At 35.3% G+C, this 12,182-nt stretch carries 9 protein-coding genes, 2 tRNA genes and 1 pseudogene; 7 read left to right on the forward strand and 5 right to left on the reverse strand.

Annotated elements, in window-relative coordinates:
- Positions 1-496, forward strand: a pseudogene (locus HRT72_08230) (sodium/proton-translocating pyrophosphatase).
- A gap of 268 nt (positions 497-764) precedes the next feature.
- Here the strand turns inward: HRT72_08230 and HRT72_08235 are convergent.
- From HRT72_08235 to sppA, 4 genes are read right to left on the reverse strand one after another with little or no spacing between them, the layout of a single operon-like run.
- On the reverse strand, positions 765-1,388 hold the full coding sequence (locus HRT72_08235) for a deoxynucleoside kinase (GenBank protein ID NQY67696.1): 624 nt from the start codon (positions 1,386-1,388) through the stop codon (positions 765-767).
- A gap of 57 nt (positions 1,389-1,445) precedes the next feature.
- Complete coding sequence (locus HRT72_08240; GenBank protein ID NQY67697.1) at positions 1,446-2,243, reverse strand: hypothetical protein; 798 nt, start codon at positions 2,241-2,243, stop codon at positions 1,446-1,448.
- A complete protein-coding gene (locus HRT72_08245; protein NQY67698.1) occupies positions 2,230-3,750 on the reverse strand; it encodes a GH3 auxin-responsive promoter family protein in 1,521 nt (506 codons plus the stop codon). Before HRT72_08245 ends, HRT72_08240 begins: the two co-directional genes overlap by 14 nt.
- Before the next feature lie 30 nt (positions 3,751-3,780).
- Entirely contained in the window at positions 3,781-5,535 is a 1,755-nt protein-coding gene (gene sppA / locus HRT72_08250; GenBank protein NQY67699.1) for a signal peptide peptidase SppA, read from the reverse strand.
- A gap of 69 nt (positions 5,536-5,604) precedes the next feature.
- Here sppA and folK point away from each other — a divergent pair, with 69 nt between their 5' ends.
- The 3 genes from folK (at position 5,605) to HRT72_08265 (ending at position 8,520) form a co-directional block, all read left to right on the forward strand.
- Complete coding sequence (gene folK / locus HRT72_08255) at positions 5,605-6,090, forward strand: 2-amino-4-hydroxy-6-hydroxymethyldihydropteridine diphosphokinase (protein ID NQY67700.1); 486 nt, start codon at positions 5,605-5,607, stop codon at positions 6,088-6,090.
- A 191-nt stretch (positions 6,091-6,281) separates the two neighbouring features.
- On the forward strand, positions 6,282-8,006 hold the full coding sequence (locus HRT72_08260; GenBank protein ID NQY67701.1) for a hypothetical protein: 1,725 nt from the start codon (positions 6,282-6,284) through the stop codon (positions 8,004-8,006).
- Between the two features lie 112 nt (positions 8,007-8,118).
- Entirely contained in the window at positions 8,119-8,520 is a 402-nt protein-coding gene (locus HRT72_08265) for a hypothetical protein (GenBank protein NQY67702.1), read from the forward strand.
- On the opposite strand, the gene HRT72_08270 is transcribed toward HRT72_08265, so the two are convergent.
- Positions 8,498-9,040: an RNA methyltransferase gene (locus HRT72_08270; protein NQY67703.1), complete on the reverse strand. Its 543-nt coding sequence runs from the start codon at positions 9,038-9,040 to the stop codon at positions 8,498-8,500. The two genes, HRT72_08265 and HRT72_08270, sit on opposite strands and share 23 nt — an antisense overlap.
- Before the next feature lie 96 nt (positions 9,041-9,136).
- On the opposite strand from HRT72_08270, the gene mutS reads away from it, so the two are divergent.
- From mutS to HRT72_08285, 3 genes are all read left to right on the forward strand, one after another.
- On the forward strand, positions 9,137-11,722 hold the full coding sequence (gene mutS / locus HRT72_08275) for a DNA mismatch repair protein MutS (protein NQY67704.1): 2,586 nt from the start codon (positions 9,137-9,139) through the stop codon (positions 11,720-11,722).
- 67 nt (positions 11,723-11,789) lie between these two features.
- Positions 11,790-11,862, forward strand: a tRNA-Gly gene (locus HRT72_08280).
- Between the two features lie 63 nt (positions 11,863-11,925).
- Positions 11,926-12,010: transfer RNA gene (locus HRT72_08285), tRNA-Leu, on the forward strand.
- Positions 12,011-12,182 lie beyond the last annotated feature (172 nt).

Here is a 12,182-nt window from a genome sequence, read left to right on the forward strand (position 1 = left end):
GGCAGCCATGGAAATGGTAGAAGAAGTGAGACGTCAGTTTAGAGATATTCCTGGGATTATGGAAGGAACCGGAAAACCTGAGTATGATAAATGTGTGGATATTTCTACAAAGGCTTCTTTAAAAGAAATGTTACTTCCAGGGATACTTACAATCGGATTCCCAATTGCTGTTATATTGATAGGTAAACTTGTTTACATGGACAATAATGCACTAGTAGCTGAAATGCTTGGTGGTTACATGGCAGGTGTTACTGTGAGTGGGGTTCTTTGGGCGATCTTCCAGAATAATGCTGGAGGTGCTTGGGATAACGCTAAGAAGTCTTTTGAAGCAGGTGTAGAGATTAATGGAGAAATGACTTACAAGGGCTCTGACGCGCATAAAGCGGCAGTTACTGGAGATACGGTTGGAGATCCATTTAAAGATACTTCTGGTCCTTCAATGAATATTCTAATAAAACTTACATGTCTAATCGGTTTAGTGATTGCTCCAATGTTGGCAGATCATGAGTCTAAAGATGTTGATGCACATGAAGGACATGATCATAGCTCAAATACTATTGAAGTGGAGGCTGATGCTAAGGTTGAGCCAAATGAAAAGCTTCCTGTGTTAGAGGTTGAGTAAACGTATTTACTCTCCTAGTTGAGCTTGGAAGGCTTGAGGTTTAAAACCTCAAGCCTTTTTTGTTACTCAAGTTTTAAATAGACGGCATTACCACTGTTAAATAAAGTGTAATTGTCCTAGGCTAGAAATGAAATTATGTGGATTAACCGAAAAGGCTATTAAGCTCTGTATCGATTTTGTGAATTACCTTACCGAGATCTTCTTTGCTTTCAGAGAAGTTATTCTCATCAACATCTATAATAAGTAATTTGCCTTTATTATATGTGGAAATCCAAGCTTCGTAACGTTCGTTTAGGCTTTTCAAGTAGTCTATACGGATAGCTTTCTCGTAATCTCGTCCTCTATTGTCAATTTGCTTAACAAGTGTAGGTACAGATGCTCTAAGGTATATTACCAAATCTGGTGCCTGAACCAATGAATCCACAAGTTGGAAAAGAGAAAAGAAATTCTCGAAATCTCTAGTTGTCATTAAACCCATAGAATGAAGATTTGGTCCAAAAATGTAACCGTCTTCATACATTGTTCTGTCCTGAATTAAACCTTTTCCTTCGTTTTTTCTAATTTCCAAGATTTTGTTAAATCGTGTTGTAAGAAAATAAATCTGAAGGTTAAACGACCATCTTTGCATGTCGTCATAGAACTCATTGATGTATGGATTTTCTTCTACATCCTCGTAATGAGCTTCCCAGTTATAGTGTTTAGCCAATAACCTTGTAAGTGTAGTTTTTCCTGAGCCAATGTTCCCTGCGACTGCTATATGGTGCATAATGCCTTAATTATTAGATAAGTTTTAAAAATACGAATTCTCTACTCGTGAACAAGATCATTCGAAAGAATAAATGCGTAAAGATTTATCCTTGAGTACATACAACCTATTTTGTCGTATCTGAACTGAATGAAATTCGGATTCAGGAAGAACGATATTCTCTATGTTCAGTGTTTTTGGATTGTACATAGAAAAGCTTCCATCTTTATAGAAGTAGATGTTTCCGTTTATTATTTGAAATCGTACTAAGTCAAGAATTGGTATTGTTTTAAAGTAAGCACCGTAAATATCGAAAACTAAGATGCCATGTTTAGGATCATTAATATATAACCAGTTATTGTTTTCTATCATGAAATTTGGTGTTATGTCATAACCTAATATCATAGATATGTTATTGCTTTCGTTAATTTTATTTAGGCTTCTATCCAGTCTTATTAATTGAAAACTTAGTTGATCGTATAACCATATCGCATTATTAAAAGAAGTACAAGCTAGTATGCATTGGCCCAAGTCAAGATCGTCAAGCAGGATAGGATTTCCTGTAACACTTAATGTATTATCAAGTCTTATTATTTTAGAGAGGTCTTTATGAAATACCAATATCTTAAGAGGATCAGTGACATCTACAGAACTAATAGAACTTAAATCGACGTCGCTGTATTTGAAAGTTAATTTTGGACTAAGTTGAAAACGGATCATTTCGTTTTCTTTTATTAGAAAGTAAGAACCTAGATTGTCTGTACTTATGTAGTTTCCAGTAGTATTAATTTCGTTAAGCAAGGTGTAGTTTGCCTTTTCTTGAGCAATTAATTGATAACTGAGAAGTAGAAGAAAAATGCAGCTAGTTATTTTCATATGCTAAATCTAATATTTCTTCTACATATCTCCTGTCATTATATAGTCGAGGAATTTTACTTTGCCCACCTAATTTGTTTTTCCCTTTTAACCAACGGTCAAATGTGTTCTTTGGAACGGATCTAATAAGCGGTTTTTTTATAATCATGTCACCATATCGTTTGGCTTCGTAGTCGGAATTTAAATTTTTTAACGATGAATCAAGTTTTAATCCAAACTCATTAATATTGGAAGGAGCTTTGTTGAATTCAATAAGCCATTCATGACTTCCGCTCCTCTTTTTATCAAAATAAATCGGAGCCACCGTGTAATCTTTAATTATAGCTCCTGTCTCAGAACAGGCTACTTTGATGCTATTCTCTGCATTTTCAATAATTAATTCTTCGCCAAATGCATTTATAAAATGTCTAGTACGACCTGTTACTTTAATGCGATAAGGTTTTGTGCTAATAAATTTAATGGTATCGTCTAAGGTGTATCGCCATAATCCGGAATTAGTAGAAATTACGGGTACATAGTGTATTCCTATTTCAACTTCTTTTAACGATAATGTGTTAGGGCTTTTGTCGTGGTAGTTTTCTAATGGCAAGAATTCGTAGAAAATACCATGATCTAATAGAAGTAACATGCCATTACTGGCGTCAAGCGTATCTTGAAAAGCGAAATTACCTTCAGTTGCATTGTAGGTTTCAGCATACACTAGTTTATCCGAATCAACAATAGATTTAAAATGTTCTTCGTACGGACTGAAATCCATGCCGCCATGCATATATAAACTTAGATTTGGCCAAACTTCGTTGATGGTTTTTTTGCCTGATAATTCGAGTATTCTTTTGAATAGAACAAGCGTCCAAGAAGGGACTCCAGATAAAACAGACACGTCTTCCTTCATGCACTCTAATGCCATCTTTTCAATCTTTTCTTCCCATTCTTCCATTAAAGCGATTGACATCTTTGGTGTTCTTCTGTATTGAACCCATATAGGGAGACTCTTGACTATTATAGCGGATAAATCGCCGTAGTAGGAATCTTTACTAAGCTTGTTAAGTTGTGTATTACCTCCAATCACTAAGGTTTTACCTAGATAAAGTTTGTTTTCAGGGCTGTTGTGATAATACATGGTAAGAATGTCGCTGCCTCCCTTGTGAATGTTTTTAATAGATTCTTTACTCACAGGTAGAAATTTACTTTTATCTGAGGTTGTTCCAGAAGACTTAGCAAACCACTTAATATCTTGGGGCCATAAAATGTTTTGTTCACCCTTTTTTGTTCGGAATATATCGTCTCTTATTGTTTCGTAGTTCTGAAGAGGAACTCGAGCCTTATATTCTTCAACAGTTTTGATCGATTTGAAATCGAACCTTTCTCCCCATTCGGTACTCGAAGCTGTGGATAAAAGCTGTTTTAGCCATTTGAGTTGACTTTCATGCGGGTGCTTTTTGAAAGCATTAATAGCCTTAATACGTCGTTTAATAGCCCATGTGAAAATGATTTCTGTAAACTTCATTCTGAAACTAAAAAACTCGTTTTGTTTTAGTTATTCAACCTCAAACGTATGGGGCATCTTTGCAAGAATTCCTGTTTGCTTGGTAAGCGATTGAAAGTTTTTCCAAGTATCATAATGAATTCCTAATTGCTGTTTCATAATTCTTGTTTCATATTCGCCTGTCAATTCGGAAATGAACTGATCGAGAGGATCTAGTTGTTTTGGCAATTCTGTGATTTCAAAGTTTTCAATATTGGCCATTTTTGCGGCTACTTCGATTGCTTTTAATAGTCCACCGTTAATATCAACAAGTCCAATATTTATAGCATCCGAACCGCTCCATACTCTACCTTGTCCAATACTATCTACTTCCGCTGTAGAAATACCTCTTCCTTGGCTAACTTTCAGTAAAAAGTCGTCATATATTTCTTCAATTCTGCCTTGTATTATTTCTTGTTCAAGATCTGTCATTTCTCTTGTTGAACTAGCAAAATCAGATAGAGAGTTTGTATTTACACGATCGTGAGATACCCCAAGCATATTGTAAAAACCTTCCATATTGAGAAGGAGACCAAAAACACCAATAGATCCTGTAATTGTATTTTCTCCGGATATAATTGTATCCGCTGCGCTCGCAATGTAATATCCACCTGAAGCAGCAACACTACTTAAAGAAGCCACAAATGGCTTTTTGTTTGAAGCAAGAACAGCTTCTCTCCAAATCACGTCAGATGCTAAGGCACTCCCGCCTGGTGAATTAATTCGAAGTACGATTGCCTTAATGTTGTTGTCTTCTCGAGCCTTCTTAATTGCTTTGCATATTTTGCTTGCAACCATGTTTTCTTCATTGTATTCATTGCCATGACTAACTATTTCTCCTGTAGCGTAGATTATCGCAATTTGATCAGAGGATAAACTTTTTGGCTCAGCAATTGTTTTTGAATATTGACTAATCGAAATGAAATTTAATTTATCCTTTTCGCCTTTACCTAGATGGCTTTTTAATAATGATTTAAATTCATCTTCAAATGCAATTCCATCTGCAAGCATGTAATCAACTGCACCTTCGGAATTTCGGATTAAGATACTATCGGCTATGTTGTTTAAAGATGTGGGATCAATGTTTCTTTCTGTTGATATTCGATTGAGCATGTTCCCCCATATTGAACTCAATAGTTTTTGTTTTTGCTCTTTGTTTTCCTTGCTCATGTCCTCTCTAGTAAATGGTTCTACGAAGCTTTTGAATTTGCCATGACGGAAAACGCGCGGTTTTAAATTTAATTTTTCGAGTGTTTTTTTGTAGAATCTTACTATGGTACCCAATCCTTTAAACTCTAGAAGGCCTTGGGGATTAATATATATAGTATCACAAACGGAAGCTATGTAGTAGGATTTTTGTGAGTAGTTTTCTCCATAACTAACGATGAATTTTTCGCTCGTTTTAAAGTCGAGCAATTGATTTCGGATTTCATCAAGAATTGCTAAGCTAGTTGAGCCGTTTCCAACCTTGAGGTAAACCCCAGCGATATTATCGTCCGATTTTGCATATTGAATGCTTTTTAATATGTCGTTTAATCCAATTTTAGTTTCGAAGAAAGAGCTTGGAGAACCTAACGGGTCAAATGCTGCAGGGCCGCTTCTGTCTGAGATGTCTTTCCCTAAATTAATTGTAAGAATAGATTGAGGTTTGACTGTAATTTCTGTTTCTCCAGATGATGCAAGAGCAAGAATTATTCCGCATAAAACCAGTACAGATAAAAACAGAGCGACCATAGTGGCCAAAACATATTTTAAAAACTTAAGCATATTAATATATAATGTGTAGTAAAGATATTTTATAATATTGCTCCTTACTATTAATGACGCTTTATTTTGATGAATGAATTAGTTGTGATTATCGGAGGTAATACTGGCGATCGGGTTTATATTATGCAAGCGGCAATTGAAAAATTGGAACTTGCGGTGGGTTTAGTTTTGGAAAAATCAGGAATTTACGAGAGTGAACCTTGGGGATTTGAAAGTGTCAATCCATTTTTGAATCAAGTATTAATTCTGGAAACGGCATTAGATCCAAATCAAGTGTTAGAAAAAATTAATCAGATTGAAAATGAATTGGGTCGAGAAAGAGGAGCGGACCAATTTATAGATCGGACTATGGATATAGATATCTTGTTTTATAACAAGGATATAGTAGAAACTAATAATCTAATTATACCGCATAAGGAGTTAGCTAATCGGCGATTTGTCTTGGATCCATTGTTTGAAATAGTTCCAGAATATCATCATCCTAAACTCGGAAAAACTATTAGAGAAATACGTGTGGAATGTCTTGATAATTCGATGGTTAAGAACGTTCCGTAAAGAAGAGGTGTGTTATGAGTGCTGTATGGGCGGTTTATTAACAATTTCGGGAATTTCTGGTGTGTATATCTTTTGCCTTATAAGAATGTTTTCTTTTTTTATTAGAAAACATTAGCTAATATTGCACACATCTATGGATCTTTTAATAGGAAAGCATAGAATACAAATAAGAAACAAACTTCAAAAAGAAAATGAAAAATTACGGTTTGAGAACATTAGGAGCATTATTGGCACTAGCAGTTGTTGTGTCGGGATGTAATGGAATTGCCAATATGGTTAAAAATTCTACATCTATAAACTATAGTGTTACACCATCTCCATTAGAAATGCACGCTGATAGTGTTGAGGTAACTATCAACGGTAAATACCCAGATAAGTACTTTGTTAAAGGTGCTACGTTAAAAGTAACTCCTTACTTGGCGTTTGCTGGAAAAGAAGTTGAATTTAAGCCAGTTGGGTTTAAGGGTGAGTCTGCAGACGGTGACGGTAAAGTAATTGCTTATGCAGGAGGTTCGTATTCTTATACAGGAAAGATCAAGTATCAAGACGGAATGGAAGATTCTAAGCTAATGGTTAAAGCAACTGTTACCGCTAAGGGTGCCGACAAAGAATTTGATGCAATGGAAATTGCAAAAGGTGTTGTTGTAACTCCATTGTTAGCTAAGGATGAAGAAAAAGCTATTATGGCTGAAGGTTCTTACCAACAAAACAAACCAGCTTCTCTTACTGCAGATATTCATTATACTATTAGTAAGTCTAATGTGAGAGCTTCTGAGTTATCTGAAGCTGACATCAAAGCAGTAAAAGAATTAATTGTTTCTGGTGCTGATGGTAGTGTTACATTCAAAGGCGTGTCTATTTCATCTTATGCTTCTCCAGATGGTGAGCAAAACATGAATAGCAAATTAGCTGAGAATAGAGGTAAAGGAGCTCAGAGCTTTATGGCTAAAGAGTTTAAGAGCGCAAATGTTGCAGATGCAAAAGGAAGTGATTTCTTTAAAAATGATGTAATAGGTGAGGATTGGGAAGGATTCAAAACAGAAATGGAGAAATCTACAATCGAAGACAAAGCATTAATCTTAAGAGTTCTTACAATGTATCCAGATTTGGATAAAAGAGAAGAAGAGATTAAAAATATGGCTAAGACATATGTAGAGCTTGCTGATGTAATCTTACCTAAACTAAGAAGAGCACAATTCACAATTAATGCTGAAATCAAAGGAAGAACTCCTGAAGAAATTAAAACATTACTTGCAACTACTCCAGATCAATTATCTGCAGATGAGTTGATTTATGCTTCAGGTATAGAAGAAGATGACAACAAGAAATTGGAAATCTACAAAACAGCTACTAAATTATATCCTGCTGATTGGAGAGCTGCTAACAACACTGGTTACATTTACTTAATGCAAAATAAATTGAGTGAAGCAACTGCAGAATTCGAAAAAGCAGATAAGCTTTCTCCAAAGAATGCAGTAGTAAATAATAATTTAGGTGTTGTATCAAGATTATCTGGAAATAATGCGAAAGCTTTAGATTACTACAGGGCAGCTGCTCCTGGTGGACAAAGCGAGACTCAACAAAATATGGGTTTCCTTCAAATTAAATCCGGAGATTACGCAGATGCAGTAAGCAGCTACGGAAGTGCATGTACTTTTAACGCAGCACTTGCTAAAGTTCTTAATGACGATGCAGAAGGTGCAATGTCTACGTTAGATTGTTCTGAAGATAAAGAATCAGCTATAGGGTTTTATTTGAAAGCTGTAATTGGTGCAAAGATGAACGATGCTTCTGCAGTAATAGAAAACTTGAATAGCGCAATTGCTCAAGACCCAGCTTTAAAAGCGAAAGCAGCTAAGGATGCAGCGTTTCACGGAGTAAGTGGAAGTGCAGAATTTAAAGCGATTGTTGAATAAGCAAAGCGAATTATAATACTAAAGGCCTTTCGATATCGAAAGGCCTTTTTTTATTTAGTACGATTACATAAACCAAACCGGTTAATTCATTAACCAAGCATTAAAGATCATAATGAAATATATATTGGCTATTCTAATCATGTCAGCTCTTCTTATGGGGTGCGATAAGAATAAAGAGATTAAGAAAAATGTTGATGGTGTCTGGAACATAGACACTAAGACTTATAATGAAACGGATTCAGTTATTACAAACGCAGGGGTATTTTCTTTTTACGATTGTGTTCAGCCATATTGTACAGGTGTTTTACTAAATGAAGACAACTCTACGATATTGTTTGATTGGGAGATAACAACTATAGGATCAACTATTAATATTACATCAGGTGATCTAAACGGCTTTCTCGTTAAAGGAATATATTCGATTGAATCATTGAAAAATGAAAAGCTAAAGATTACATATAATCAACTAGGGAAATCTATTAGTTTTGAGCTCACGAGGACAGGTGGTATCTAAACTGCCTTACTAGTTCCCATAGCACCATACCTGTGCAAATAGATACATTAAAAGAGTGCTTAGTCCCAAATAGCGGTAGTTCAATAACGGTATCAGAAAGTTCAATAATATCTGAATCAACTCCGTCAACTTCGTTTCCCATAACAATCGCATATTTAGAATTTGGATCTAATTCGAAATTTTCTAAAGAGACGCTAATATCAGTCTGCTCAATAGATATAATTTGATACCCATCTTCTTTGAGTCGAGTAATTGCAATAGCACACTCTTTCTCATAAACCCAATTTACTGATTCCGTTGCTCCCAAAGCAGTTTTTTGTATTTCTCTATTTGGTGGTGTTGGTGTAATTCCACATAGATATAGACTCTCTACAATAAAGCAGTCGGATGTTCTAAAGATAGACCCAACATTACTTAAACTACGGATGTTGTTAAGAACAACAACAATAGGGTGTTTTTTAGCCTCTTTATATTCTCGAATAGTCTTTCGATTTAGCTCATCATTCTTTAACTTTCGCATAGTGCCTATAATTCTTAGAATACAATATTAAACACTTTATTTAGATTGAAAGCAGCGGAGAATAAAAAGAAGAAGGAAATTGTTGAAACTCCATTGATGAAACAATATAATGGGATCAAAAGGAAACACCCAGATGCTATATTGTTATTTCGTGTTGGGGATTTTTATGAGACTTTTGGTTCGGACGCCATTAGGGCTGCAGGAGTTCTTGGGATAACACTCACAAAAAGAGCAAATGGTCCAGGTGCATTTATTGAATTAGCCGGATTCCCACATCATTCTATAGATACCTATCTTCCTAAATTAATCCGTGCAGGGCATCGTGTTGCTATATGTGATCAGTTGGAGGATCCAAAGAAAACAAAGACGATAGTTAAGAGAGGTGTTACTGAATTGGTAACTCCGGGTGTAACATTCAATGAGAATGTACTTGAACAGAAGTTGAATAACTTTTTGGCAAGTTTATACATGGAAGGTAAAAAAGCAGGTGTTGCTTTTTTAGATATATCTACTGCTGAATTTTTTGTAGCTGAGGGGAGCATGGAGTATGTCGATAAGCTCGTACAGAGTATGAACCCTAGTGAAATTCTCTTTCAGAAGTCAAAGAAAGGGAAGTTTGTAGAGATGTATAGAGATAAATATTATTCATTCGGAATAGATGATTGGGCTTTTCAATCTGACTATTGTAATGATACTTTATTAAAGCACTTTGGGACAATCTCTTTAAAAGGTTTTGGTATTGAAAAATTGCCGTTTGGAATAATTGCTGCTGGTGTTGCGATGCATTATTTGTCTGAGACAGAACATAATAAGGTTCAGCATATAAAAAAGATTTCTAGAATTGAAGAGGATCATCATCTTTGGATGGATCGATTTACAATTCGTAACCTCGAACTTGTCTTTTCAACCAATGAGAATGCCCCCACGTTGATGGATATCTTGGACGATACCATAACGGCTATGGGGTCTCGTTTGTTAAAGAGATGGATTGTGATGCCATTAAAGGATATAAATCCAATAAACGAACGCTTGGATATTGTAGAGTATATCTCATATGAACAAGATTTCAAGGATGATTTAACGCAAAGTATTGTCCAGATAGGTGACTTGGAAAGGTTAATATCTAAAGTAGCCGCTACAAGAATTTCGCCACGTGAAGTAGTTCAATTGTCAAAATCTTTGAGAGCCATTGAGCCTATTATTGAGATTTGCAAGAAGAGTAAAAAGCCATTTCTAAAACGATTTGCAGAACAACTTAATCCTTGCATTTCTCTTGTTGAAAGAGTTGAGAAAGAGATTAATGAAGAGCCACCTGCTTTAGTGAATAAGGGTAATGTTATTACGAATGGAGTATATGGAGAGTTAGATGATCTAAGGAAAATTAGCAGGTCTGGTAAAGACTATTTAATTGAGATTCAGAAAAGGGAAGTTGAAGCGACAGGAATAACTAGTCTGAAAATTGGTTACAATAATGTATTTGGGTATTATTTGGAGGTTACAAATGCGCATAAAGATAAAGCTCCTGATACATGGATTAGAAAGCAAACCCTAACTAATGCAGAGAGGTACATTACAGAAGAATTAAAAAATTATGAGGAAAAAATACTAGGCGCAGAGGAGAAAATATTAGCTCTTGAGACTAGATTGTTTAATGATCTGGTGTACGCAATGGCGGATTATATTATTCCTGTACAATTGAATGCTAGCCTGGTAGCGAATTTAGACTGTCTTCTTTCCTTTAGTAATATAGCGGTTCGTAATAGGTATGTAAGACCTAGGATTAATGACTCAAAAAAATTAGATATTCTAGAAGGCAGACACCCTGTTATTGAAAAACACCTTCCATTAGGACAGAAGTATGTTTCAAACAATGTCTATTTGGATGATGAGAAACAGCAGATTATAATTATTACTGGTCCAAATATGTCAGGTAAGTCGGCACTGCTTCGACAAACTGCACTGATAATTATTATGGCCCAAATTGGTTGTTACGTTCCGGCAGATGAGGCTAATATTGGATTGGTGGATAAAATATTCACAAGGGTAGGAGCTTCCGATAATATTGCATCTGGTGAATCTACCTTTATGATTGAGATGAATGAGGCCGCAAGTATTTTAAATAACCTTTCTGACAGAAGTTTGGTTCTTCTAGATGAAATCGGTAGAGGAACAAGTACTTATGATGGTATTTCGATTGCGTGGGCAATTGCGGAATATTTGCACAATCAGAAATCTAAAAGGGCAAAGACTCTATTTGCAACGCATTATCATGAGTTGAATGAATTAGAGAATACATTGCCAAGAGTAAAAAATTACAATGTTGCCGTAAAAGAAGTTGATGGCAAAGTTTTCTTTATTCGAAAGTTAATGGTTGGTGGAAGTGAACACAGTTTCGGTATTCATGTTGCAAAATTAGCAGGCATGCCTAAAAAAGTTGTTGATCGTGCAAACGAGATAATGTTACAATTAGAGGCTTCAAGGAGTAGTTCCGATTCTAAAATGGCGAATGTAGAGGTGAAATCAATTGAATCTAATGAAGATTATCAATTAAGTATCTTTCAATTAGATGATCCTGTATTAAGTGAAGTAAAAAGAGAACTTGATGAAATTGAGATAGATAACCTTACTCCCGTTGAAGCTTTGATGAAATTGAACGATATTAAAAAATTAATGGGCAAGTAATAAAAAAATTAAGTTTTCAAGTTCTTTAATGAAATCTAAATATCATTATATTTGCACCCGTTATTAAGCGAAAGTAGCTCAGCTGGTAGAGCACGACCTTGCCAAGGTCGGGGTCGCGGGTTCGAATCCCGTCTTTCGCTCAAATATTGATCTCTTAGAAATAAAGTTCTTTATAATTGAGGTTGATTAAAATTAGTACCGATGCCCAGGTGGTGGAATTGGTAGACACGTTGGACTTAAAATCCAATGACCATTGCGGTCGTGCGGGTTCAAGTCCCGCCCTGGGTACTAAACAAAAAAGTCCGAATCTAGAGATTCGGACTTTTTTGTTTCTGTTCATGTAAGATTAAGATTCTCATATTTGTTATTTAATAACAATATCAATACCTAACTGTTAAGAAGTCTTTCAGGATCTAAACTATCAATTTGTATTGATTGGTAATTTTGTAGTTAATAATCA

This window comes from Flavobacteriales bacterium (assembly GCA_013214975.1).
Lineage (GTDB): Bacteria > Bacteroidota > Bacteroidia > DT-38 > DT-38 > DT-38.

Coding starts and splice junctions, on each gene's coding strand:
- HRT72_08260 (NQY67701.1), top strand. CDS start 6,282: ATGAAAAATTACGGTTTGAGAACATTAGGAGCATTATTGGCACTAGCA.
- mutS (NQY67704.1), top strand. CDS start 9,137: ATGAAACAATATAATGGGATCAAAAGGAAACACCCAGATGCTATATTG.
- HRT72_08240 (NQY67697.1), bottom strand. CDS start 2,243: ATGAAAATAACTAGCTGCATTTTTCTTCTACTTCTCAGTTATCAATTA.
- HRT72_08235 (NQY67696.1), bottom strand. CDS start 1,388: ATGCACCATATAGCAGTCGCAGGGAACATTGGCTCAGGAAAAACTACA.
- sppA (NQY67699.1), bottom strand. CDS start 5,535: ATGCTTAAGTTTTTAAAATATGTTTTGGCCACTATGGTCGCTCTGTTT.
- HRT72_08245 (NQY67698.1), bottom strand. CDS start 3,750: ATGAAGTTTACAGAAATCATTTTCACATGGGCTATTAAACGACGTATT.
- HRT72_08270 (NQY67703.1), bottom strand. CDS start 9,040: ATGCGAAAGTTAAAGAATGATGAGCTAAATCGAAAGACTATTCGAGAA.
- HRT72_08265 (NQY67702.1), top strand. CDS start 8,119: ATGAAATATATATTGGCTATTCTAATCATGTCAGCTCTTCTTATGGGG.
- folK (NQY67700.1), top strand. CDS start 5,605: ATGAATGAATTAGTTGTGATTATCGGAGGTAATACTGGCGATCGGGTT.